Annotated in this window: 22 protein-coding genes; 12 read left to right on the top strand and 10 right to left on the bottom strand. The window is 33.0% G+C overall.

Annotated features, from left to right (window positions below; translation table 11 throughout):
• Positions 1-3: 3 nt before the first annotated feature.
• The gene (locus H6622_11160) at positions 4-1,626 is read right to left on the bottom strand and encodes an ABC-F family ATP-binding cassette domain-containing protein (protein ID MCB9062070.1); all 1,623 of its coding nucleotides are present in this window, start codon (positions 1,624-1,626) and stop codon (positions 4-6) included.
• A 61-nt stretch (positions 1,627-1,687) separates the two neighbouring features.
• Positions 1,688-2,086, bottom strand: a complete 399-nt coding sequence (locus H6622_11155) for a response regulator (GenBank protein MCB9062069.1) — start codon at positions 2,084-2,086, stop codon at positions 1,688-1,690.
• 361 nt (positions 2,087-2,447) lie between these two features.
• On the opposite strand from H6622_11155, the gene ahpC reads away from it, so the two are divergent.
• The 4 genes from ahpC (at position 2,448) to H6622_11135 (ending at position 6,959) form a co-directional block, all read left to right on the top strand.
• Complete coding sequence (gene ahpC / locus H6622_11150; protein ID MCB9062068.1) at positions 2,448-3,014, top strand: peroxiredoxin; 567 nt, start codon at positions 2,448-2,450, stop codon at positions 3,012-3,014.
• A gap of 39 nt (positions 3,015-3,053) precedes the next feature.
• Entirely contained in the window at positions 3,054-4,601 is a 1,548-nt protein-coding gene (gene ahpF / locus H6622_11145; protein MCB9062067.1) for an alkyl hydroperoxide reductase subunit F, read from the top strand.
• A 69-nt stretch (positions 4,602-4,670) separates the two neighbouring features.
• Positions 4,671-6,410, top strand: a complete 1,740-nt coding sequence (locus H6622_11140) for a response regulator (GenBank protein MCB9062066.1) — start codon at positions 4,671-4,673, stop codon at positions 6,408-6,410.
• A gap of 111 nt (positions 6,411-6,521) precedes the next feature.
• The gene (locus H6622_11135) at positions 6,522-6,959 is read left to right on the top strand and encodes a hypothetical protein (protein MCB9062065.1); all 438 of its coding nucleotides are present in this window, start codon (positions 6,522-6,524) and stop codon (positions 6,957-6,959) included.
• Positions 6,960-6,972: 13 nt separating this feature from the next.
• On the opposite strand, the gene H6622_11130 is transcribed toward H6622_11135, so the two are convergent.
• From H6622_11130 to H6622_11105, 6 genes are all read right to left on the bottom strand, one after another.
• Complete coding sequence (locus tag H6622_11130; GenBank protein MCB9062064.1) at positions 6,973-7,542, bottom strand: GNAT family N-acetyltransferase; 570 nt, start codon at positions 7,540-7,542, stop codon at positions 6,973-6,975.
• A 36-nt stretch (positions 7,543-7,578) separates the two neighbouring features.
• Positions 7,579-10,917: an adenosylcobalamin-dependent ribonucleoside-diphosphate reductase gene (locus H6622_11125; protein ID MCB9062063.1), complete on the bottom strand. Its 3,339-nt coding sequence runs from the start codon at positions 10,915-10,917 to the stop codon at positions 7,579-7,581.
• Positions 10,918-11,213: 296 nt separating this feature from the next.
• Positions 11,214-11,777: a TlpA family protein disulfide reductase gene (locus H6622_11120; protein MCB9062062.1), complete on the bottom strand. Its 564-nt coding sequence runs from the start codon at positions 11,775-11,777 to the stop codon at positions 11,214-11,216.
• A complete protein-coding gene (gene ccsA, locus H6622_11115; protein MCB9062061.1) occupies positions 11,774-13,642 on the bottom strand; it encodes a cytochrome c biogenesis protein CcsA in 1,869 nt (622 codons plus the stop codon). The genes H6622_11120 and ccsA overlap by 4 nt, the downstream gene beginning before the upstream one ends.
• Positions 13,639-14,760, bottom strand: a complete 1,122-nt coding sequence (locus H6622_11110; protein MCB9062060.1) for a cytochrome c biogenesis protein ResB — start codon at positions 14,758-14,760, stop codon at positions 13,639-13,641. Before H6622_11110 ends, ccsA begins: the two co-directional genes overlap by 4 nt.
• A complete protein-coding gene (locus tag H6622_11105) occupies positions 14,744-15,307 on the bottom strand; it encodes a hypothetical protein (GenBank protein MCB9062059.1) in 564 nt (187 codons plus the stop codon). The genes H6622_11110 and H6622_11105 overlap by 17 nt, the downstream gene beginning before the upstream one ends.
• A 220-nt stretch (positions 15,308-15,527) precedes the next feature.
• Between H6622_11105 and H6622_11100 the strand changes: the two genes are divergently transcribed.
• From H6622_11100 to nrfD, 5 genes are read left to right on the top strand one after another with little or no spacing between them, the layout of a single operon-like run.
• Entirely contained in the window at positions 15,528-16,958 is a 1,431-nt protein-coding gene (locus H6622_11100) for a hydroxylamine oxidoreductase (protein ID MCB9062058.1), read from the top strand.
• Positions 16,958-17,410 (top strand): hypothetical protein, encoded by a 453-nt coding sequence (locus tag H6622_11095; protein ID MCB9062057.1) that lies wholly within the window; start codon positions 16,958-16,960, stop codon positions 17,408-17,410. The genes H6622_11100 and H6622_11095 overlap by 1 nt, the downstream gene beginning before the upstream one ends.
• A 9-nt stretch (positions 17,411-17,419) precedes the next feature.
• A complete protein-coding gene (locus H6622_11090) occupies positions 17,420-17,908 on the top strand; it encodes a hypothetical protein (GenBank protein MCB9062056.1) in 489 nt (162 codons plus the stop codon).
• A complete protein-coding gene (locus tag H6622_11085) occupies positions 17,908-18,819 on the top strand; it encodes a 4Fe-4S dicluster domain-containing protein (GenBank protein ID MCB9062055.1) in 912 nt (303 codons plus the stop codon). Before H6622_11090 ends, H6622_11085 begins: the two co-directional genes overlap by 1 nt.
• Positions 18,820-18,865: 46 nt before the next feature.
• The gene (nrfD, locus tag H6622_11080; GenBank protein MCB9062054.1) at positions 18,866-20,044 is read left to right on the top strand and encodes a polysulfide reductase NrfD; all 1,179 of its coding nucleotides are present in this window, start codon (positions 18,866-18,868) and stop codon (positions 20,042-20,044) included.
• Positions 20,045-20,054: 10 nt separating this feature from the next.
• On the opposite strand, the gene tmpT is transcribed toward nrfD, so the two are convergent.
• Complete coding sequence (gene tmpT / locus H6622_11075; GenBank protein MCB9062053.1) at positions 20,055-20,699, bottom strand: thiopurine S-methyltransferase; 645 nt, start codon at positions 20,697-20,699, stop codon at positions 20,055-20,057.
• Between the two features lie 127 nt (positions 20,700-20,826).
• Between tmpT and H6622_11070 the strand changes: the two genes are divergently transcribed.
• Positions 20,827-21,096, top strand: a complete 270-nt coding sequence (locus H6622_11070; protein MCB9062052.1) for a hypothetical protein — start codon at positions 20,827-20,829, stop codon at positions 21,094-21,096.
• Here the strand turns inward: H6622_11070 and H6622_11065 are convergent.
• Positions 21,085-21,810 carry a hypothetical protein gene (locus tag H6622_11065; GenBank protein ID MCB9062051.1) on the bottom strand — a complete coding sequence of 242 codons (726 nt, stop codon included), beginning with the start codon at positions 21,808-21,810 and terminating at the stop codon, positions 21,085-21,087. The genes H6622_11070 and H6622_11065 overlap by 12 nt on opposite strands.
• A 170-nt stretch (positions 21,811-21,980) precedes the next feature.
• Between H6622_11065 and H6622_11060 the strand changes: the two genes are divergently transcribed.
• Positions 21,981-22,727: a hypothetical protein gene (locus H6622_11060; protein ID MCB9062050.1), complete on the top strand. Its 747-nt coding sequence runs from the start codon at positions 21,981-21,983 to the stop codon at positions 22,725-22,727.
• Complete coding sequence (locus H6622_11055) at positions 22,724-24,049, top strand: hypothetical protein (protein MCB9062049.1); 1,326 nt, start codon at positions 22,724-22,726, stop codon at positions 24,047-24,049. Before H6622_11060 ends, H6622_11055 begins: the two co-directional genes overlap by 4 nt.
• Positions 24,050-24,052 lie beyond the last annotated feature (3 nt).

The raw sequence follows: 24,052 nt of genomic DNA, 5'->3' as shown, positions 1-24,052 counted from the left end.
GAATTAATTCTTTGAATGGCCATCCACATATTCTTGATACGTACCTGGATACAGGTGAATTTCACCTTTATCAACTTCTAAAACTTTATTTGCAAGGTGTTTAAGGAAAAATCTGTCGTGACTTACAATTAGTAATGTACCTTCATATCTTTGAAGAGCATCTAAAAGTACTTCTCTAGAACCAATATCCAAATGGTTTGTTGGTTCATCTAAAAGAAGTAAATTATTTCTTTGAGATAGAAGATAGGATAGAATGACACGCGATTTTTCTCCTCCTGAGAGATATTTAATTTTTTTAAAGACATCATTTCCTTTAAATAAAAATGCAGCAAGCAAGTTACGTATGAATCCATCACTCGCACTTGGAAGTTGGGCCTGTACTTCATCAAATATAGTATTTTCAGGATTAAGTACTTCTAGGGAATATTGACCAAAGTATCCCATGTTAATACTTGGCCCTATTTTACACTCCCCTCCAGAGGGCCCTAATCTATTTGCAATTATTTTTAAGAGTGTAGACTTCCCCGCACCATTTACTCCAACAACTGCAAGTTTATCTTGTCTACTTATTGTAGTACTCAGACCTTCAAAAACTTTTTTAATTTCCCCACTTTTTAATTTAAAAGATTTAGATAGATCTTTGATAACAACAACATCATTTCCGCCTCTAGGGAGTTCGGGTAACAAAATACTCATCTGCTCAATATTTGCTTCAAGTTCAATCCTCTCAATTTTATCTAATTTTTTTACTCGTGATTGAACTTGTGCCGCATGGGAAGCCCGAGCTTGAAATTTTGCAATAAACTCTTCTTCTTTTTTTAACATTTCTTTTTGTTTGGCATGTTGTGCTTCTAGCTGCCCCTTACGAAGTTCTTTTTCTTTTTCATAGAAATCATAATTTCCAGAGAATGTTGTTACCCTTCCGTTAGAAACTTCAATGACCTTCTTCACAATTGCATTCATAAAATCTCTATCATGACTTGTCATAAATACAGAACCTTTAAAGGTCTTAAGCCATCCTTCAAGCCAAATGATTGTTTCAAGATCTAGATAGTTTGTTGGTTCGTCCATTAAAATGAGATCGGGAAGGTTAATAAGAACTTTTGCAAGAGCGATTCTCATCTTCCAACCGCCACTAAAATCTTCTACATTCTTATTAAATTCATCAGGACCAATTCCTAATCCAGTGAGTATTTCTTTCGCATTTGATTCAAGCTCATACCCCCCTAGCTTTTCAAATTCTGTTTGAACCTCACCCATTTCAATTAAGACATTATTCATTTCGTCAGGATCTATATTAGGATCACATAATTGAGTTTCGAATTGCTTAAGTTTTTTATCAAGTGATGAGAGATCTGTATTTCCCTCTAAAACTTCTTGGAGCGCAGACTTACCATGCATTTCTCCTACATTTTGTGAGAAATATGAAATTCTTGTTTTTGAAACAAGACTAATTTGGCCTTCGGTAGGGTTTTCTTCACCTACAATCATTTTGAAGAAAGTTGATTTCCCTGCTCCATTTGGACCTACAAGACCTACTTTTTCGCCTTCATATATTTGAAAACTTGCGTTTGAAAACAATGTTTGTCCACTGATGATCTTTGATACATTCGCAACATTTAACATAGAAATCCATTGAAAGAGTTATTTCCTGAAATATGGCCTCTAGAGTATACAGAGTAAAGTGTTAATCAAGAAAGTTTTGTGAAATAGTATGTTTTATATGAGTAAAATCTAATGGTTTAGAGAAGAAAGATTTTATTCCAATATTTTTGTATTCAATTTTAGTAGGATCTAAACTGTAGGCAGTTGCCAGAAAGATGGTGGTACTTGGAAACTTTGATCTGATAATTTGCGCAAGCTCAATTCCATTCATCTGAGGCATATTAACGTCGGAAAACAAAATATCAACATCAATTGGATTCGCATCTAAGTATTTTAGACAATCTTCTGCGCTATGAAAGTGAAATGTTTTAACATATCCCTCTTTAATTTCATTTTTAAATTTAAATTTAATTAAAGTATGTAGTGAGGACTCGTCATCGACAAAGAAAATATTATTGCATCTTTTTGCCTCAATGTTCATTCTTGCTCCGTGTAAACCTAATAATTTTCATTATATCAAATTAATTAGGAATTTAAAAAAAGTTAAGTGTTTGATTATATTTGTTAACTGTTTTTAACTTCTTTTTTATTAATATAGAATGCGGCTTCTGGCCAAAGGAAAACATAATTTTTTATGTCATAAATGTCTGATTTGGGGGGTAGATCTTTTTATAAAAATCAGTCATTTGAAATTAGGTTAAAATTAACCCTTTTTTTTGGGTGCTAAAGATAAATATTAGATTAATTTATTTTATAAATTGATTGATTTATAATTGATATTTGAAATCTATTGAATTCTATTCGATAATTTTTTTGTTGAACCATGTATAAAAGGAGAAAACATGAATACATTAATCAACTCTCAACTTCCAGAATTTAAAGTCCAGGCATACAGAAATGAGGATTTTATTACTGTAACTGAACAAGACTTATTAGGTAAATGGTCTATTTTGTTTTTTTACCCTGCTGATTTTACATTTGTATGTCCCACTGAATTAGGAGATATGGCCGATAAATATCAAGAGTTTCAAAAAATGGGCGTTGAAGTATATTCAGTAAGTACGGACACACATTTCACACATAAGGCCTGGCATGATACTTCTGAAACTATTAAAAAAATTAATTACCCAATGATTGCAGATCCAACAGGACACTTAACGAGAGCGTTTGGAGTTCATATCGAAGAAGCAGGTCTGGCCTATAGGGGAACTTTTCTCATTGCACCAGATGGTAAAATTAAAATCGCTGAAATTCATGATAACGGAATTGGAAGAAATGCAGATGAATTAATGAGAAAAGTACAGGCCGCACAGTTTATTGCTGAACATCCAAATGAAGTATGTCCCGCAAAATGGAAACCTGGAAGTGCAACCTTAAAACCAGGTCTAGATTTGATTGGAAAGATTTAACAGGAGTACCTCAGGGTACTCTTTTAAAAGGAATGTAAAATGCTAGAACAAGAAATAAAAAATCAACTAAAGAGTGTTTTTGAAGTATTGGAAAACGAAATAACTCTTTCATATTTTAAAACTCAACATGTTAAACAAGATGAGTTAATTGAAATGTTGGAAGAAGTCGCAAGTACTTCTCAATTGCTGAAGGTTGAAGAAATAGATGAATTAAGAGAGACTCCAACTTTTATTATAAAATATAAAAATAATGCTAATGGTGTTTCATTTAGAGGTATTCCTGGAGGACATGAATTTTCTTCACTTGTTCTAGCAATTTTAAATAGTGATGGTAAAGGAAAAATGCCTGATCCTGGGATAGTACAAAGAATAAAAAATCTTAAAGGTAATATTTCCCTAAAAACCTATGTTTCACTTTCGTGTGAGAATTGCCCTAATGTCGTACAAGTTTTAAATCTTTTTACAATCCTTAATAAGAACATATCTCATGAAATGATTGATGGAGAATTTGCACTCGAAGAAACTCAATCTTTATCCATCCAAGGAGTTCCAGCAGTTTTTTCAAAAAACGAGTTAATTTCATCTGGAAAGACTGAATTAATTGAAATCCTTAAAAAATTAGAAGACAAATTTGCAACAGTTGATAAAGAAAAAAATGAATTGGTTGAATTGGGAGAGTTCGACGTTGTTATCATTGGTGGAGGCCCTGCGGGGGGAGCAAGTGCTATTTATAGTGCGCGTAAAGGACTTAGAACTGCAATTATTACAGATAGAGTAGGAGGACAAGTTAAGGATACTAAGGGAATAGAAAATCTTATCTCTGTTCCTTATACTGAGGGAGCAATATTATCGTCCCAGATTGAAAAGCATATGCAGGAATACAATATAAGTATTTTCGAACATAGAAAAGTTGCAAAAATTGTAAATAACAATTTAAAAAATATCATTCTTGAAGGGAATGAAATAATCAAGTCTAAATCTGTTATCATTGCAACAGGCGCCAAGTGGAGAGAATTAGGAATTGAAGGGGAAAAGGAATATATCGGAAGAGGAGTTGCATTTTGTCCACATTGTGATGGGCCATACTATAAAGGTAAAGATATAGTAGTCGTAGGAGGGGGAAACTCTGGAGTTGAAGCGGCAATTGATTTAGCGGGTATTGTAAAATCTGTAACGTTACTCGAATTTGCTGATGAAATAAGAGCTGATAAAGTTTTAGTTGATAAACTTAATTCTCTTAAAAATACAAAAATCATAATGTCTGCCAGAACTTCAAAAATTATAGGTGATGGTTCAAAAGTCGTAGGACTAGAATTTGAAGATAGAAGAAATCAAGAAATAAAAAAAATGGATATTGATGGAATCTTTATTCAAATTGGACTTTCTCCCAATAGTGATTTTGTTAAAGATTTAGTTGAAATAAATAGACTAGGAGAAATTATAATTGATGAAAAATGTCGGACTACTGTTCCAGGCATTTTTGCCGCAGGTGATGTAACGACTGTTCCATATAAGCAGATTATAATCTCAATGGGAGAGGGAGCTAAGGCCGCACTTACTGCTTTTGAAGATTTAAGTTATAAATAGTAAAAATATAGGTTATAGGATCATTTTTTCTTTCTGGATAAGAGTCACTAGATACTTTAACTTATAAGTATGAAAAATGATTTTGAATCATCTGATAACAGGTTGAATTATATTAGAGTTAGTCAAGTTTATGAGAAAAGTTATTCAACGTTCTTTTCCTTATTACTTGTGATCTCTTTATTGGTTTATGTACTTCGAGACACTGTCAATTATATTGAAATTAATCTATGGTATGGAATAATATTTCTCTTAACAATTGTAAGAGTTATAAATAGTTATTTATTTCAAAAAAATGAAAGTAATAAAGAGTTCGGAAATTATTCTAAATGGGAAAATCGCTTTTGTTGTTTTAGTTGTCTGACTGCGATCATTATCAGTTTGGGAGCATTTTATTTTTTCCCAAAAGAATCTGTTATTCATCAACTTTTTGTGATCCTTATTTTGGTTGGTCTTATGGCCGGCTCAATTTCATCATATGCTTCATCAATTAAAATATCTGTTAGCTATTTATTAATTTTGTTAATACCAATTGTATTTGCCGTTTTTATGCAAGGCAATGAAATGTACTCAATCTTGGGAATATTACTTGTTTTATTAGGCATCAATTTAACGAGAGGTGTGATCAAAATAAATAGATTTATTATCAAAGGTATAGAATTTCTTCTTGCAAATGAAGTGTTTTTAAAAAAACTTGAAACAGCTAATAATGAATTAGAGAAAGTAAACGAAGAACTAAAGCAATATGATCATGCAGTTGCACATGATTTGAAAAATCCAATAAATACAATTAATAATTATCTTGATATTATTTTAGATAAAGAAATCAAACATCACAATAAAGATGAATTACTTTATAACGTACGCAGGGCGGGAAAAAAGGCACTCAATATTATAGATGAAATGCTTAAGATTGCACTTAAAGGTGGAAAAGAGGAAATTTCAGAGGTTCAGTTTGAAGAAGTATTTAATGATATAAATTTTCAACTTCATGATTTAATACAAGAAAAAAATGCGAGTTTTACTTCGGATTTTAAAATTCAAAAAGTGTATTGTGGAAAATCTTCACTTACTCAAAGTTTGACAAATATTGTTTCAAACGCAATTAAGTACACTCCTCCAGAGAGGATTCCAAATGTGATAATGAAAACCGAAGAAATTGATGAGAAAATTATTATTCAAGTAATTGATAATGGAATTGGATTTAAAGAGGAAGATCTAAATAAGGTGTTTACGAAATTTAGTAGACTAGAGAATGTAAACGCTAAAGCTGATGGACATGGAATCGGGATGGCCACAGTGAAAAGACTCATCGAGAATTGTGGTGGTAATATTGAGATTGATTCTATCTACGGAGAGGGAACAACAATCTCAGTAATTCTTCCAAGAAAATATAAAAACATGCACAATATTGGAGATATTGAGAAATCGAAATCAAATAAAAAATATAACATTCTTGTTGTTGACGACGATCCCGATATTAAAATTATACTAAATATATACACCAGATCAATTTGTAATAAGATATTTTTTGCTCTTGATGGCAAAAGTGCCATGAAGTATTTTAAAAATAACCATATTGATTTTGTCATTATCGATATGAAACTTGAAAATGAAAATGGAGCTATGATAGTGAATCAAATTAGACAGTTAGAAAATTCTAATGATAAGATGAAAATAATTGCTCTATCAGCCACAACTTATGAAAAAGATTTTGAAGCTTTAAAATTGTCAGGCTGTAATGGTTTTATATCGAAACCATTTAATAAAAAAATATTGCTCGATGGAATTAATAAAATTCTTAATTCTTAGAAAGATTAGTCTGTGTATCTAAAAATATTAGTAGCATGTATTTTTGTAATCTATTCTATATCTTCATATAGCTCAGCCGTTGTATGTACTCAGGGTGACAAAATTATAAATATGAATCATGGTGGAATTTTAAAGAAAATGTCTGGAGAAGTGATTTGTAAACGAGATGAAAAGATTCAAAGGAAGATAATGATGAATTCAGGCATTCAAAGGAAAATAATCTTTTTTGACGAAAATGGAAAAATTAAGACAGAACAAAATTTTAACCAGAATAAACAGCGTCACGGAAAAATAATCGATTTTCATACAAATGGTAAAGCTAAAAGACAATATACATACAAAGATGGAATTAATATTGGCCCAAACTATGTGTATTATGAAAATGGAAACAAAATGAAAGTTGAATATATTTGGAATAATGAAGTCTCATATTTTGAATATAATATTGATGGAACTCTTAAACATTTAAAATGTCATAAAAATGTAGAGAAACAACTAAGTCAAAGAGAAAAAGAATTGTGTGCAAAAGTTGAAATAAGCAAAAAATAAACTAGCTTAAAACTTACTTGCTAGCAAAAAAATCATCCTTTCTCATCCTATAAAGGACATGTTCTGAATGTTTATGACCTTTTGGAATTTGAGAATGGAAAAAAGTACCATTAAGATCTTGTTTCATTCCAATTCTTTCCATTACGTTTCGAGAAGGCCTATTGGCCGTTGCTGTACACGCAACAATTTCATCGAAATTAAATTTTTCAAAACAATACTTAAGACAAGAAAATGCGGCCTCTGTTGCGAGGCCTTTTTTCCAATATTTTTTATGAATCCTCCAGCCAATTTCTATCGCTGGAACAAAATAGGCCTCATAATCAGTGTCAGTGAAACCAACAAAACCAATAAACTCTTTTGTCTCTTTGAGCTCTACTGCAAAGAACCCATAATTGTTTTTTTTAATCAATTCGATAGTTTTATCAATAAAATTGTCACTTTTGTTTTTGTCGTAAGTACTCGGAAAAAATTTCATCATTTCTGGATCGGCATTGATCTGTGCAAAGATATCTCGATCAGAGTTTTTCCACTGTCTTAAAATTAATCGTTCCGTTTGAATGTATATATGCTCTATTTCTTTCATTGAGTTTATTTGTATCATACTTTTGCCAAAAAAACGTTATGAACACCCTGTCGTTTCTCCACAACTATCACATTTCAAACAAGATCCATTCCTAACCAATGTTAGTGATCCGCATGCACTGCAAGCATCACCTTCATACCCTTTAATTTTGGCCTCTTGTCTTTTTCGCTGGTTTTTTATCATTTCAGAGTTTTGTGAAATGCTATAAACTTTTTGAGTACTTAGTTGAGATGAACCCCCTATCTGTTCTTCATGTTTATTCATAATTTTAACCAGAGTTTCCTCTTTTACTTCTTCACTTGCGACACTATCTGGTCTCAAGTCTTCAGGTTGGACATGTACGAGATCATATCGATTTAAATATCTCATTCCGAGCTCTCGGAAGATGTAATCAATAACAGATGTTGCCATCTTTATATTGTCATGTCCTATAACAATGCCGTTTGGTTCAAAGCGAGTAAAAGTAAAAGCATCTACAAATTCGTCTAATGGAACACCATACTGTAGTCCAAGTGAAATAGCGATTGAGAAGCAATTTAGAAGAGACCTATATGCTGCACCTTCCTTATGCATATCAATAAAAACTTCCCCTAGTTTTCCATCCTTATACTCACCTGTGCGTATGTAAATTTTGTGCCCTCCAACAGTGGCCTTTTGAGTGTATCCAGATCTTCTGTTGGGTAAAGTCTTCCTCTTCACTGTATGTATAAACTCTGTAGACATGCTTTTTGCCAGTTTTTCAATTTTTTCAATATTTGAATCTACTTCTTCAATATCAAGATCATTCAAAAGAGTGCTGTTAAGAGGTTGCGATAATTTTGAACCATCTCTATAAATGGCATTGGACTTTAACATCATTTTCCATGACAGATAGTAAATATTACCAATCTCATTGATTCCGATTTCGTTTGGCATATTAACCGTTTTTGAAATCGCCCCTGAGATAAAAGGTTGGACTGCGGCCATCATGGATAAATGAGCTTGAGGAGGTATTTGTCTGAGGCCCTTCTTTCCACACTTATTAGCACAGTCAAATACCGACAAATGTTCATCCTTGATGTGTGGGGCCCCTTCCATTGTCATCGATCCACAGACATATTCGTTTGCTAGTTCAATTTGTTCACTATTAAAACCAATATGTTTTAATATTGAAAATTGTGGATCATTGAGCTGGTCTTCTGATATTTTTAATTTATTTTTGAGAAATTCATCCCCTATGCTATACCTATTGAAGGCATATTGAAGATCAAATATCCCAGGAAGTATTGTTTCAATTTGATTTATTATCTCTTCAGAAAAACCAATCTCTTTGAGAGAGTTGTTATTTATAAAAGGACAGTCTCTTAACGTTGCATATCCAGTGATATATGGGATAATTTCATCAATTTCTTTTTTTGAATACTTCAGATGGGAAAGTGCTAAAGGAACTGACTGGTTAATAATTTTGAGGTATCCCCCCCCTGCTAACTTTTTGAATTTGACTAATGAAAAATCAGGCTCTATTCCTGTAGTATCACAATCCATTAATAATCCAATCGTCCCTGTTGGAGCAATGACTGTTACTTGAGCATTTCTATATCCATATTTTTCTCCATATTCTAAAGCTTCATCCCAAGAATTTCGTGCGGCCCTCACTAGATATTCTTCAATTAATTGGCCCTCAAATTTTTGAGGAAGTATAGTGAGATCTTCGTAATTATCAGTTTCACTGTAAGCGGCCCTTCTATGGTTTCTAATAACTCTTAACATGTGCTTTTTATTTATTTTAAACTTAGAAAATGGGCCCAATTCTTTGGCCATTAAGGCCGAAGTTTTATAGGCCGTTCCTCCCATAATGGAACTAATGGCCGCTGCGATAGCTCTACCTTTTTGCGAATCATAGGCAAGACCCATTTGCATAAGGAGTGCACCAATATTGGCAAATCCTAGTCCCAAAGTTCGATAATCAAATGAATTTTGAGCAATTTCCTTAGAAGGAAACTGTGCCATGAGGACTGAAATTTCAAGAACGATTGTCCAAAGTGAACAGGCATGAATAAAACTTTCTACATCAAATAAATTTTTATCTTTATTGTAAAATTTAATTAAATTAAGGGATGCCAGATTACAAGCAGTGTTATCTAAAAACATATATTCCGAACAAGGATTTGAAGCATTAATCCTTCCTCCTTCCGGACAAGTATGCCACTCATTAATTGTATCATCGAATTGCAATCCAGGGTCAGCACACTGCCAAGCGGCCTGATTTATTTTTTTCCATAGACTTTTTGCATGAACTGTTTTTGAGACACTTCCATCTGTTCTTCTCCTTAAATTGAATTGAGCATTTTCTTCAAGAGCTTTAAAGAATTGATTTGAAATTCTAATTGAATTGTTCGAATTTTGTCCAGATACTGTCATATAGGCCTCAGAGTTCCAGTCAGTATCAAACTCTTCAAATTCGATATGATCAAATCCTTGCTTCGATAATTCAATCACCCTATTAATGTAATTTATCGGAACATAATGTTCTTTTGCTTCTTTTACAGCTTTTCTAAGATTTTCATTTTTCCTCAGAGAATATTTGTCCTCTTCTTTTGATTTGGAGATTGTCTCCATGATTTTATTGAGATGATATTTACATGTCTTTGATCCTGTGACCAAAGATGCAACTTTATGTTCTTCTTTTGATTTCCATTCAATAAAATCTTCTATATCAGGATGATCTATGTCTAAACATACCATTTTAGCGGCCCTTCTCGTTGTTCCACCTGATTTAATTGCTCCAGCAGATCGATCACCTATTAAGAGAAATGACATAAGTCCGGATGATTCACCTCCTCCACCGAGTTTCTCACCCTTTGAGCGAATATTTGAATAATTAGTTCCTGTTCCTGAACCATATTTAAATAATCTGGCCTCTTTTGACCAAAGATCCATGATTCCACCTTTATTCACAAGATCATCATCTACAGATTGAATAAAACAGGCATGAGGTTGAGGTCGTTCATATGCTGATTTTGATTTTGTTAACTTGCCATTATTTTGTTCTACAAAAAAATGTCCTTGTGGATTTCCTTTAATTCCATATGAATCATATAGACCTGTATTAAACCACTGAGGGGAATTAGGGGCACAAAATTGATTTGCAAGCATAAATTTAATTTCATCTTCAAAATTATCTGCGTCTTCTTTTGTGTCGAAATATTGATATTTTTCACCCCAATTTCTCCAACATTCACTCAACCGATTAAATATTTGTCTGGAATCTTTCTCTCCTTGTTCTGTAAATTTGCCATTTGTATTGATTCCACTTTTGCGAGCATACTTTTGTGCAAGTATATCAGTTGCGACTTGTGACCAATTTTTAGGAACGACTATTTTATAGTGGGCCATAGACTTACCATCAACAGATCTAATTTCACTATCACGTTCTTCAAATAAAATATTTTCATAGGGATGAGAAAGGGAATGAGTATATTTTTTTTGTATTTTGATAAGGTTCTCCTGAAAAAGTGTCCATCTTAAATTCTTTCACTATAAGGGTTATGAGTCAATGTCGTTAATCTCATTTCTAATACTGACAAGAATCATGTGAATATGTAATTTTAATGTTGTAAGAATTTTTTTTACTGAAGTTGATTTTGTTTTATCAATAACTATGAGATAATAAAAAATTTACATTTTTGATATTATTTTTTAAAAAGTTCGTTAATGAAAGATGTCATACTTCCATCGAGCCATTCTTGACTTCCAATTACTTTTCTTAGAATTTTAAATTGTGAATTAACAATGAAAGTTTCAGGTAAACGTAAGACATTGAAATAGTCTGTAGAAATTTCTTTATATTTATCGTGGGCAAAAATGATTCTATCATTTTCGAGTTTTGGATATTCTTTTTTTAAACGTTTTAAAAATTTATCAATATCTTTTCTTTCTTCATCATTTGAAATTGCCACAAGAACGGTGTCCTTATTACTACTGACAATCTTGGCCATTTCTGGAAATTCTTGCTCGCAAGGTCCACACCAACTGGCCCAGAAATTAAGAATGATAACTTTTCCTTTAAAATCATCTATTGATAATTTTTTTCCTTCAAGGTTTGTAAAATTAAAATTTGGAAGGGGAATTAGTTCTTTTATATCATTCGATACAATGTTTTTTTGATCATCTAATTTGGGTATAGATGATGAATCGATATAATGAGTGATAAGGAAAACAACGATAAGTGAAGTTGTAATAGCTATGAATTTCACAGTACAGCTCTTTTTTTAATATAGATAAAGGCCCCGAAACAAACAAAGATTTCAAAGAACGAAAAAAGTGCAATATTTGTAGCAATATTTGAAGTAAAACCATATGAGTGGAGTCCAACATTTAATAGATTTACTCCAAACCAGGCCAAGACGACAACGATACTTGTAAGAGAGACTACGAGTGCATAAGTTAAATCATTAAAATACTTCGTTAAGCGGCCATGAACGGCCCACAACATCCACATACAAATTAACATTGCACCATTTTCTTTAGGATCCCAACCCCAGAATCTACCCCAAGATTGATCGGCCCAAATACCTCCGAGTATCGTTCCAAGAACTGTAAAAAACAATGAATACAAACACGCCCCGTGCATGTTTTTTTGAATTGTTTTTTTATCCGGGCCAGAATCCGATATACTTAAATTGACTTCTTTAAATAAGTAAACATGTCCAAGGATGCTGGCAACAAAACAACATCCATATCCAATTGTAATTGTGACTACATGTGTGGCCAACCAGAAATTAGTATCTAAAACAGCTGATAACATTCCCATTGTATCACCATCTTTTTCATAGGAAAAACTTACAAAAAGAAGAATTGAACCTAGGCATGACGCTATAAAAGTTCCAAGGGTATTTTTTAGCCGATATTCCATAAAAAGGGCGCTAATAACACAGACAATCGATACAAAAATAATTGATTCGTATAATGTTGATACTGGAGGCCTACCCATGATAAAACATCTAATTGTTAGGCCAATAGTATGCAAAACTGCGCCAATTCCAACTGAAACGAGTGATGCTTTTTGTAAGTATTTTGCACCTACAATCCAACTCAAACTTAAAAGTAAAAATGCAAAAATATAGAAGACAACAGATTTTGTAAAAAAATCGATATTATTATACCTCACTTCCCAAATAATTTTTTGTTGATTGATGAGGTCTTTTCCAAGTTCAGTTGAATAGTTAAATGCTTTAGCTGAGATATTCATCCATTGGCCAATATCATTATTCTTGTAGGCCAGGTATAGTTGACCCCAGAGTTTAAAGTATTTAACTGAAAGTGGAGTTCCGAGTCCTTGTTGTATTGTTTGCCATGGAGAAGTCCATTTTGTATCTAAGTTCTTTTGGAAGGGAGGTGGAATGATTCTTAGTAGTGTCGTATCGTTATCCATAGAAATTGTTTCGAGTTTTCTACCTAAACTTAGTATGTCTGATTCATCTATTGTGTGAGCATCATGTTTTTTTTCAAAAATACTATTAGCGAGTTCTTGGTAGAGAGGTTTACTTTTTAAAATTTCTAAATATGAAAATGCTTGATTAGGTTCTAGCCTTAATCTTTTGGCATGCTCAGCATTTTCGATTACAAACTGTGGAAGTAGAAGGGAGAGGGATCTTGAAATATCCAATATATTTCTAACTTTAAAGTAGAGTTCAAAAATTTGTTGTTGTGAAGGTGTTCTTTCTTTTTGATTTATTTTATTAATTTCATGAATAAGTTTTTCTTCTTTTTTTATACTTATAGAAACGTCTATAAATGAATATAAGTGTTTAGGGTTAAATTTTAGTCCTAATGTATTAATAACTTCTTTGTTTCGTATTCTGAATATGTTTCTTTTAAAAGCAATTTCTGGTTTAAAAAGTAATTCTTGCAACCATTCGATAGCAGACATATCTTCTAATTTAGATTTCTCATATATCATAAGAAGTTGACTGCGAGCAAAAGTATCAAGGGGTTTAATCCTTCCTCCTTCTAGGATGGGAATCTTTGCAAAATCTGAATTTTTAAATTTATTGTCAGAAGAGAAAAGGACTGTTGAGTATAAAACTAAAAAAATAGTAAGAAATTTATTAAAAATCATGCTTCTTTTTCCTTTTTTGCTTTAAAAAGTGAAGGAGTCATTAAAAGAAGATGGACAAGCAAACCAAAACAGATAACTAAACTTGAAATATATGGGAAGAGTCGGCCTACATTTTTAACGACAGCTAAGATGGTTGTTTCTTGTCCAGGGGCCTCGACAAATGAGGACTGATAAAAAGTAAATCCTTTATATCTTAAGGGTTCATTCATTTGAATGATGGTTTTTTGTTTTAATGTATTATCTATGAGATTAATAATTGATTTATAACTTTTTGCCATTGAAGTCGCAGCATGGACTTTCTTTTCAAAATCTATGAGTTCAATTGAAAAAGGGAGTTGGTATCTTTTGTGTCTAACTCCGACATTAAATATCTTTCCTGCTGCTGTCACTGTTTGTTCTACCGGCATAGTTTCTACGGCCATATAGATTCCATCGTTATCACTACCAGTAACTTTGAAAATAGCGCCTGATCTATTTTCACTATCTTCTTTGTCGAGTTTTTTATCTTGAATTTCAAATCTTTTTGCAAATCCCTTATATTCATCACTAGGATTTTCACGTTGTAAAATTTCACAGTTTTTACAAAATTTAAGAATTTCTAAAGAAAATGGAATATTTGAGTGTGAGACAAGACTTCCTTCTTCTAAGAATCCATCACCAAATGCATAAGTAATATTTTTTTCTTTTGGGGATGTATCTATAATTGATAGTTCAAGTTTGTGATAATCTTGAATGTATGAACTTGTTTGCCCTTCAGGAATGACCATGCTCCCTTCATAACTAAACATACCAGTTAAAATACCTCCTGATAGGAGTAGAAATGAACCAAAATGAGTAATTGCAATTCCAATATTCTTTTTTTTAAAGCTTGTTTTAAAAGTGAGCTTTGACAATAATCCAACAAAAATAACTGTCATTGTAGTGGCCCCTCCAGGAAGAGGAAGTGGACCTAACCACCATATCAAAGATGAAAAATATTTTACTTGGGCCTGATGGAGTCCAATTTCTTTTTGTGCTATTGTTCCTACAAGCAAGAGGACCATTAGCCAACCAGTAGAGATGAAAAAAATTCGGGTATCACACAATTGTGTAAGTAGTTTCTTAATTTTTATTTTCATGAATAGTCTTTAGAAAGTTTTTAAAGGTTTGTTCTTCATTTTTGATAACACTTAAATCTCCCATTGCTTTTATAAAAAGCGACATACCATTATGTTTAGCGATCGCTGCAAGTATTCCTTTTTGTTTTTCTGGATTCTCAATGAATTGATAAAGATAGTTTGTTAAAGTCCCATCAACTGTGGAAATAGAGTTTTTAACTTCCTGTTCACTCACATCTGGCAGACCAATTTGTCCTCTCCATCTATTTATGTTTGGAGCCAATCCTCCGGCCATACCTGATAAAGTAATAATTGTAACTTCTGCCTTTTTATCTTTCTCGTTTATATTAAAAGATGCGATTCTCATTCCGTTTGCACTTCCTTTAACCCAATGTTTGGGAGCAGTCCATGAAAGAGTTTGAGTATTTTCTTCAGGAATTGAATTTTGAAATAAAGAGTTCGTCTCTTTTTTAGTTTCATAAACATTCACCGTGTAATCTTTTTGATCACAAGAAATCAAAACTTGAGACAACATTAAGATGTAAAAAAGTGGGGGAATTTTTTTCATACGTATTCTCTTTTTTTTTTAGAATTTTTTTACCTTTTGCTTTTTTATAATTGCGTCTAGCTGCTAGGTTTAAAACTTTTATTCGAAATTTGCTGATATTTGTCATATTGTCCGAATAAAAAATATTTAGATTTATATAGCATTTATGTATAAGGGGTGTATAGTTACTGTAACCATATATTTTTAAAAGATTACTAAATTAAGAGGACAGAGGTGTATTATGTCTAAAGAATTGTTAGTTTTGTTAGCACTTTTTATTTGTCCTTCTTTGATGGCAACGGGAAAGCTCGATACACTGTCAAAGAAGTCTCAAGCTTGTGCTAGTTGCCACCAAAAAACGACTCCAGCAGTTTATGAAATGTGGGGATCTTCAAAGCACTACAGAGGTAATGTTGGTTGTTTTGAGTGTCACCAAGCTGAAGCAACTGATAAGGATCAGTTTTTACACCATGGTGAAAGAATTGCTACAATTGTTTCACCTAAAGATTGTTCTAAATGTCATGCTCAGGAAGTTAAAGAGTTTGATGAGTCCCACCACGCTCAAGGTGGAAAAATTTTAGGATCTTTAGATAACGTTCTTGCTGAAGTTGTTGAGGGTGATAGATCAATGATCACTCCAGGGTTTCCTCATGGAAACAGTGCTGCTGCAGTCAATGGCTGTTGGCAATGTCATGGATCAGAGGTTAAAGTACTTAAGGATGGAAAACTTGATCCAGCAACATGGCCTAATACTGGTATTGGACGTTTGAATCCAGACGGCTCTCGTGGTGCCTGTTCTGCCTGTCACTCAAGACACAAATTTTCTGTTGAACAAGCACGTAATCCAGAAAACTGTGGAAAATGTCACATGGGACCAGATCACCCACAACTTGAAATTTATAATGAATCAAAACATGGAATTGCCTTTAGAGCTAATAAGCACAAAATGAATATGGATAATTCTAAGTGGATACCTGGAGAAGATTATAATGCAGCTCCAACGTGTGCCACTTGTCACATGTCTGCAACTAAAGATCTTCCTGTCACTCATGACGTAGGTCTAAGAATTTCATGGAATAATAGACCTGTAACTTCTATAAGACCTGAAGAATCTGATAAAAAACTTGGATTGCCAGGTCAAAATGTTGATTGGAAGACAAGAAGAACAAATATGAAAAGTGTTTGTACTAGCTGTCACAATTCAAGTTATGTAGATAATTTCTATGTACAGTACGATTCTTTAATTGAATTTTATAACGAGAAATTTGCAAAACCAGGTCTTAAGCTAATGGATGCAGTTAAGCCGCTTCTTAATCCTGTTAAGTTTACAAATAAAATTGACTTCATTTGGTTTGAACTATGGCATCATGAAGGTCGAAGAGCACGCCATGGTGCTGCCATGATGGGACCAGACTATACTCACTGGCACGGTACTTATGAAATTGCTAAACACTTCTATGTTGAAATGGTTCCAGAGCTAAAAGAATTAGCAGAAAAAGCAATTCATTCAGGAAATGCTGAGAAGAAAAAACAAGGTGAAGGTGTTTTAAAGGCCCTAGAAGAAGTTTTAAATATGGATAGTCATAAATGGTACCTAGGTAAAATGAGTGACGATGAAAAGAAAAGACGTAAAGACGCAGCTGAAGAATTTAAGAAAAGGTATAATAAATAATGAGTGGAGAAAACCTCGTCAATCAGACAATTCAGATTACTGATATTTCAGATGCACTAATGAGTATGCCTGAGCCACGAGGTTTCATTCTCCCTGATGAAAGAACTGGGATTAGGCCTCAGTTTGCTCCAGAGATCACTGCTATCTTTGAGCTTCTGCACTGGCCTTTTATTAATATGGGTAAAGGTTGTCCTATAGACGATTCTAATACCGCAATTAATCTTTACGCAGCATTAGTTCAGCACGGAAAAACTCATGTCGCAGAAGTTTTTGTCGCTGAAGAAAGGAACAGAAAGTACATAGGTACTATAAAGGCCTTTTCTGTAGATATCCCGAATAATATTTACGATGCGGGATATGATGATTGGTTGATGGAAGAATTGACTAAGAGAGTGACTGGTATAGCTCGAGAATCCTCTGGACTAAACTTAGAACCCAAAATTGAGATGTAGGATACTGAAATGAAGTTAGCTTCTTTTCTCTTTTTGATTTTCCTTAGCGTAGTTTCTTTCGCTGAGATTACTTTGGAAGATCGTGGGTTGAAGATTAAAAACTTCCCCTGTATGAACTGTCATTCCAATATTAATAACTCTCAAGCGAATTTTCCTCTTCAAAAACCTCATGACAGGCTCGAGTTTAAGCATATGGATTCTGTAAAGAATTGTTTTCAGTGCCATGATAAGTCTGATCGAAATCAGTTGGTTTTATTGAATGGTGAAAAAATTAATTTCAACGAGTCACATAAGCAATGTTTTCAATGTCATGGTACAAAAAAACGTGATTGGGAGCTTGGCATTCATGGAAAATCGATTGGAAGTTGGAGTGGAGATAAGTACAAATTCACATGTGCAAGTTGTCATGAGCCCCATCATCCAAAATTTCGAAAAATGCAGGCAGTACCTGGGCCTGTCCATCCTAGGAAAGGTTTCGTTCATGGAGGAAATCACTGATGAATGAGCAAAAAATTCTGGATACCCTAGATAAAAAAATAAAAAGACGTTCCTTTATCAAGACTTTTCTTGGTGCTTCGGCAGCAACAATTGTTCCAGTAAAGACGGCCTCAGCATTTTCTTTTGAAAAATTTTTTCAACGCCACTATAAGGAAATGACTCCTGAGCAGAAAAAGAAAGTTTTTGAAAGAATTAAAAAAGAAACTAAGCAAAACTATGGGGTTGATGTCAATGTAGATGATCCGCAACCACTTGATGGTGTTAAATATGCTTACTGTTTAAATCTTTCAACATGCAATGGAAACAGATTATGTGTGACAGCATGTGCGGAAGAAAACAACATTCCTAAAGAAATAGGAAGTTATATTCGTGTACTTGAGATGCCTATTGGGAGTATGAATCCGGAAAAAGGATCTCTATTCTATGAGGGTAAATCAGTTCCTAAGGATGGAAAGTATTATTTACCAGTCCAATGTAATCACTGTGAAAATGCTCCTTGTACAAAAGTTTGTCCTGTAGAAGCAACTTGGACAGAAAAAGATGGGATTGTAGTAGTTGATTATGACTGGTGTATAGGATGTCGATATTGTCAGGCCGCTTGTCCATATGAAGCTAGACACTTTAATTTCAAAGAACCAACTATTGATAGAGCTAAAATTAATCCTCAGCAATCTTATTTAAGCAATAGGATAAGACCAAAAGGAGTGATGGAAAAATGTACTTTCTGTCTCCACAGATCTAGAAATGGACAATACCCAGCTTGTTTAGAAGCATGTCCTACTGGAGCAAGAAAGTTCGGAAACATTTTAGATGAAAACAGTGAAGTTGCACAAATTTTTAAACATAAAAAAGTTTTTGTTTTAAAAGAAGAGTTAAATACATTACCTCAGTTCTTTTACTACTTTGACTAAAAAATAAGAGAATAAAATGGCACAGTATCTAGATTTTTGGAAAAGAATGCTTTTATCGGCCTTCAGTGGTACTAAAAACTATTACTTACTTCTAGGCTCTCTTTTCGTGTTAACCTTAATTGGACTTGGCTTCTACTCTCATCAATTTTCAGTAGGCTTAACTGTGACGAACTTGACTGATGAAGTAAGTTGGGGAGCTTATATTGCTAACTTCACATTTTTAGTTGGTGTTGCTGCTGCAGCGGTACTCTTAGTTGTTCCAGCGTACATTTTTAAAATTAAGGCAGTTAAAGAAGTCGTTATCCTTGGGGAAATTATGGCCGTAACTGCAATTATAATGTGTCTACTTTTCATTCTAGTCGATATGGGGAGACCTGATCGATTTTTACACGTTATTCCGTTTATTGGGAGATTGAATTTTCCACAGTCTATCCTCGCATGGGATGTCATTGTTCTAAACGGTTATTTAATCTTAAATCTACATATTCCAGGTTATTTGCTTTATAGACATTATCAAAACCAATCTCCCAAAGATAGCTACTACAAACCGTTTGTGTTTATTTCAATTTTTTGGGCCATTAGTATTCATACTGTAACCGCTTTCTTATATAGTGGATTAGGTGGGCGTCCTTTTTGGAACACTGCAATTCTAGCACCTAGATTTTTAATCAGTGCTTTTGCTGGAGGTCCTGCTCTTTTGATATTGGTGTTTTATTGTGTAAATAAGTACTATCCACATCTCAAAGTTAAAGAAAGCGTTTTTGAACTCTTAAAAAATATCGCACGTGTTGCCTTTCCAATAAACCTTTTCTTACTCTTTTGTGAAGTATTTAAGGAATTCTATACCGATACTGCACATGTTGCTTCGGCCGAATATTTATTTACCGGACTTCATGGAAACTACCTACTTGTTCCCTATATTTGGGCGGCAATTATTTTCGGAATCTGGACAACTTATGTTTTTCTCAGTTCAAAACATTCGAATAACGACAAAATATTAATTCCAACATGCATCATTGGCTTCGTTGGTATTTGGATTGAAAAAGGTATGGGATTAATTATTCCAGGGTTTGTACCTTCTCCTCTAGGTTCAATTGTTGAATACTCTCCATCTGTTCATGAATTCTTCATTTGCTTAGGAATTTGGGCCTTTGGTGCACTACTGTTTACTTTGATGTGTAAAGCGGCCCTTGATATCCTCTCTGGCCAGTTAAGAGAAAAATAAAGCTGTTACATTAATATGATGGGCAAACATACCATACCTTTTCACTACAATCTACTTTTCCTTTAAGACCCTTGGGTGAGAGAACTGAATCGAGACATTCTAAGTGAAAATCCTTTGTGGGGTAGTGATCTTTTAATTCATTATCACTTATAGAAAATGGGGGGCCAGGGGACTTATCCTGATCAAACTCAAGAGTGACTAGCAATTGCGGAGCATGATTAGTAATTTTTCTTAGATGAGCTGCATATTTAGACCTCATATCAAAAGGAAGTGCAACTAGAGCAGCTCGGTCATAAACACTATTGATGAATCCAAGATGATCTTGTGTGAGCTTAAAAAAGTCACCTACCCATATTTCAAGACCATTTGTCTGATATTTTTGAAAATCTTGCGTATTTGTTATTGTGGGTTTTATATCGAGATTTTTGAATAATTGCTCAATGGCCACTTCAGATAATTCAACTCCTACAACTTCTATGCCCTTGTTAATAAACCACTTAATATCAAGAGTTTTTCCACATAATGGTACAAATATTTTATCTCCAGTATTCATATGGAGAATATTAAAATGTTTTAGAAGGGCCGGGTTGACGCTTTCGTTATGAAAACCTATTTCATTGTTTTGCCATTTGTTCAACCAAAATTCTGCTTTCATTTTTATCCTTCACTAAAATTTGTTCACAAATTCTAATTTTAGATATAGATATCACAAGTTCTTAGAAATTGTTTTTTTATTTGATTTTTTTGGAACAAAACAATTTGTTATTATCTTGGAGATTGAAGTGGGAATGAATATTTATATAAATGAAAACGTAAAAGATCAGATGGCCCTCATTACATTTTTTTGTGATCAGTTTAAAGTTGAAAGGGATTATATACTCGCATTGAATTTTATTTGTGCAGTATGCGGTGATTTCGAACTCGATCCTGAAATTACACCAGATGATCTCAAGGAAATTGTTCAAACTGCTAAAGAAAAAGAGGGAGAATTTACTTTTGAAATTTCAGAAGAGGGAATTGAAGTTAATTTGGAAAAAACTCTACAAGTCTGAGTCGATAAACTTTTGAACTTTTATAGATTTTGAATCTGTTTCTCCACACTGTGTGGCCTCTTTTCTTTCTGTCACAATTCCAGGAACCCCAAGTTTAGAAGTTGATACTAAATTAATAGTATATTCGCCAATTTTATAAACAACTTTTTTATTTGGATTGAATTGATTAGGTCTAGCAAATGAGACGGTTAACTGGATGTATTCGTCATTTGGATTTTCATCAGTCATAAAAAAATAAACCGTATTATCGTCTGCTAATGTAAATTGATCATTTCTTAGTCCCGCTGAAATTTTATTGCAAAGTTCTTTAGTCATGAGAGAACTTCTAAAAAGAATATCTGAAAAAATTTCATCACTTGGGGCAGTTCCCGAGCTATATAGTACAGTACCATTGTTCGAATCAATTTCCCCCCAAAAATTATCCTGATCTATAAGTTCACTATCTGTGCATGACTGTGTTTTAAGATTATAATAGTGTTTTGCTCCATTAATTGTTGAGATTTGATATTCCTTTGCTTCTAGGGAATTACAAAATTTTTTTACAAGAGATAAATCTTTAGTCGTTATTAATTTTGAGCTTGTTAACGATTGTCCTATGCTCCTAGCAAAAGTAGCATCATTATCTATGAATTTTCTATTTGTATTTAGTTCATCTATAAAGTCTCCGCATGAAATCAGAATAGACAAAGAGAAAAGGTAAGGAAAAAGTTTCATAAAATATCCCAGTTAAAAATAATTTTAATAATTTTTTTCGTAAAATCAAATTCAAAAATAGAAGTGATTTAACCAACCATAAAAGTCAAATCAAAAATATTCCTGCCCATAAGTAATTCATCAGATATTGTTATAAAATAAAAAGGAGTAACAATAAAAAGGATGTTTTTTTGGATAAAGAAGAAAAAATATTGTCATTTGAGGGTGAAGCATCGTCATTCATTTTTGATCTTAGAAATTCAACAGGATTAGTAAAAAAACTATCTGAAAAGGATATTCTTAGAAAGCATGTCACTTTTATGTTAGAATTAAATTCTAAAATTCTAAATGCATTATCAAATCTGGCCGAACCCTCTAAATTTGCATTTAATGATACAGGTGATGGATGTCTTTGTGTCTTTTGGGATGAACAACATGCAATAACTTGCTTGAAAATTGCACTTGATATCTATCAATTTCTAAACATCTCTTTAGAAAAATATAACACAGATGTTAGTAAAAAATTGAGTACTGCTCCACTTCTTTTTGGAATGGGTCTTCACACAGCACATTGTTGTATAGGAAAAATTGAAATAAATCACGATACATTTAATGTTTCACGTGATTATATATTTGGAACAGTCGCTAACTCTGTAGCAAGACTTGAATCATTTTCAAAAAATTATATACATGACAATTTTTTAGTAAGTGCCAATTTTATGAATATGGCCATAAAGCAATATGACTTAGATTCACAAAATAAAGGTCTCTCTCTACGACAATTACTCCATGGGACGAACTGTTTAGGAGAAGTTGATTTAAAAGACTCAAAAGAAGATGGACATTGGGTCCATTCTTTTGGAGAAGTAACAATTGATGAGCTACTAGCTAATTTTGGACTATTTAGGCACCAATTAAATATTGGAGAAATTGCATGAGTTTAACTTTATTAATTGGTGATGATGATAAAACTTTAGATCTCTATTCTCTCAATTTAGAGATGTATGTTGGATGTGAAGTTTTAAGAAAAAAGAATTTTCAAGAAGCAATTGATCTCTTAAAAGTGTTGCCAAAACTAGATCTGATTATTACTCAAAAGCAGACAGATAGTCGTGAAACAATTAATATTCTTGAGACTTATTTACTACAAAATAAAAAAGAGACACCCATAATAATTATCGGTGAAAAATTTCAGACTCAAATTAAAGCAACATTTATCCCTCAAACAAAAGAAGTAAAACCCCTTATAAAAACAGCTGCGACGATACTTGGAGTAAGTGCTCAAACAATGGTCCAACAAATTGTTCCAGATTTTTATCCAATAAGTATTAATTATTTTACTTGTCTGGAGAAAAGTTTTTGCAAAATTTTTGAAAAAGTTGGAGATGATTACAATATATTATTTGATATCGGTATGTTGATAAAACATGAGGATGTAAAGAATAGAATTGATTTAGGGATTGAAAATTTTTATGTGTCTAAAGACTATAGACTAAAATTCGTATCAGAAGTAACAAGCGCAATAGTTGAACAGCTTGGAAATAAAAATCTTGATACAGGTCTGCGAATACGTTCAAATGAAGCAACTGTAAATCTCATCCGTGATAAAGTTGGACTTGAGCTCGAAGGATTCAACCAAGAAACTGTAGAGCTGGCAAACGCTGCAATTGAATCACTTGGAACCGTTGTTGATCAAGCGCCAAGCTTAAAAACTCTTTTGTCGGCCTTAATTAATAATCAATCTTCATATCTTTATAAGCACTCTCAACTTACTACATTTCTATGTTTTCATGCTCTGGATAATATGGAGTGGGGAACAAAGGAGCAAAAAAATAAAATGGCCTTTATTTCTTTTTTTCATGATATTGCCCTCACTCGAGATGAATTTGCAAAAATTCACAATGAAGATGAACTTTCAAAATCACATTTTTCGAAAGAGGACAAAGAAAGAATATCTAAACATGCCTTGCTCGCCGCTAAAATAGTGAAAGACTATCCTAGAGCTCCGATTGGAGCGGATACAATTATTAAACAACATCACGGCAGTAGAAATGGGATTGGATTTGCTAAATATTATGGAGACAATATTTCACCTTTGGCCATAGTGTTCATTGTCGCAGAGGCCTTGTGTGATAAAATTTTAGAAAATGAAAACCAAGATGCGAATATTTCTAGCATCATCGAAAAACTCCATTATCGATTTACTTCAGAAAAATATTCGAACGTATTAAGAGCACTAGATACTTTGAAGATGAACTAAATT

Source organism: Halobacteriovoraceae bacterium (assembly GCA_020635115.1).
Classification (GTDB): Bacteria; Bdellovibrionota; Bacteriovoracia; order Bacteriovoracales; family Bacteriovoracaceae; genus JACKAK01.
The sequence above is the reverse complement of the archived record's forward strand: the minus strand, read 5'-3'. Positions and strand labels throughout refer to the sequence as shown.

Coding starts and splice junctions, on each gene's coding strand:
- H6622_11160 (MCB9062070.1), bottom strand. CDS start 1,626: ATGTTAAATGTTGCGAATGTATCAAAGATCATCAGTGGACAAACATTG.
- H6622_11155 (MCB9062069.1), bottom strand. CDS start 2,086: ATGAACATTGAGGCAAAAAGATGCAATAATATTTTCTTTGTCGATGAC.
- ahpC (MCB9062068.1), top strand. CDS start 2,448: ATGAATACATTAATCAACTCTCAACTTCCAGAATTTAAAGTCCAGGCA.
- ahpF (MCB9062067.1), top strand. CDS start 3,054: ATGCTAGAACAAGAAATAAAAAATCAACTAAAGAGTGTTTTTGAAGTA.
- H6622_11140 (MCB9062066.1), top strand. CDS start 4,671: ATGAAAAATGATTTTGAATCATCTGATAACAGGTTGAATTATATTAGA.
- H6622_11135 (MCB9062065.1), top strand. CDS start 6,522: ATGAATCATGGTGGAATTTTAAAGAAAATGTCTGGAGAAGTGATTTGT.
- H6622_11130 (MCB9062064.1), bottom strand. CDS start 7,542: ATGAAAGAAATAGAGCATATATACATTCAAACGGAACGATTAATTTTA.
- H6622_11125 (MCB9062063.1), bottom strand. CDS start 10,917: ATGGCCCACTATAAAATAGTCGTTCCTAAAAATTGGTCACAAGTCGCA.
- ccsA (MCB9062061.1), bottom strand. CDS start 13,642: ATGATTTTTAATAAATTTCTTACTATTTTTTTAGTTTTATACTCAACA.
- H6622_11110 (MCB9062060.1), bottom strand. CDS start 14,760: ATGAAAATAAAAATTAAGAAACTACTTACACAATTGTGTGATACCCGA.
- H6622_11105 (MCB9062059.1), bottom strand. CDS start 15,307: ATGAAAAAAATTCCCCCACTTTTTTACATCTTAATGTTGTCTCAAGTT.
- H6622_11100 (MCB9062058.1), top strand. CDS start 15,528: ATGTCTAAAGAATTGTTAGTTTTGTTAGCACTTTTTATTTGTCCTTCT.
- H6622_11095 (MCB9062057.1), top strand. CDS start 16,958: ATGAGTGGAGAAAACCTCGTCAATCAGACAATTCAGATTACTGATATT.
- H6622_11090 (MCB9062056.1), top strand. CDS start 17,420: ATGAAGTTAGCTTCTTTTCTCTTTTTGATTTTCCTTAGCGTAGTTTCT.
- H6622_11085 (MCB9062055.1), top strand. CDS start 17,908: ATGAATGAGCAAAAAATTCTGGATACCCTAGATAAAAAAATAAAAAGA.
- nrfD (MCB9062054.1), top strand. CDS start 18,866: ATGCTTTTATCGGCCTTCAGTGGTACTAAAAACTATTACTTACTTCTA.
- tmpT (MCB9062053.1), bottom strand. CDS start 20,699: ATGAAAGCAGAATTTTGGTTGAACAAATGGCAAAACAATGAAATAGGT.
- H6622_11065 (MCB9062051.1), bottom strand. CDS start 21,810: ATGAAACTTTTTCCTTACCTTTTCTCTTTGTCTATTCTGATTTCATGC.
- H6622_11055 (MCB9062049.1), top strand. CDS start 22,724: ATGAGTTTAACTTTATTAATTGGTGATGATGATAAAACTTTAGATCTC.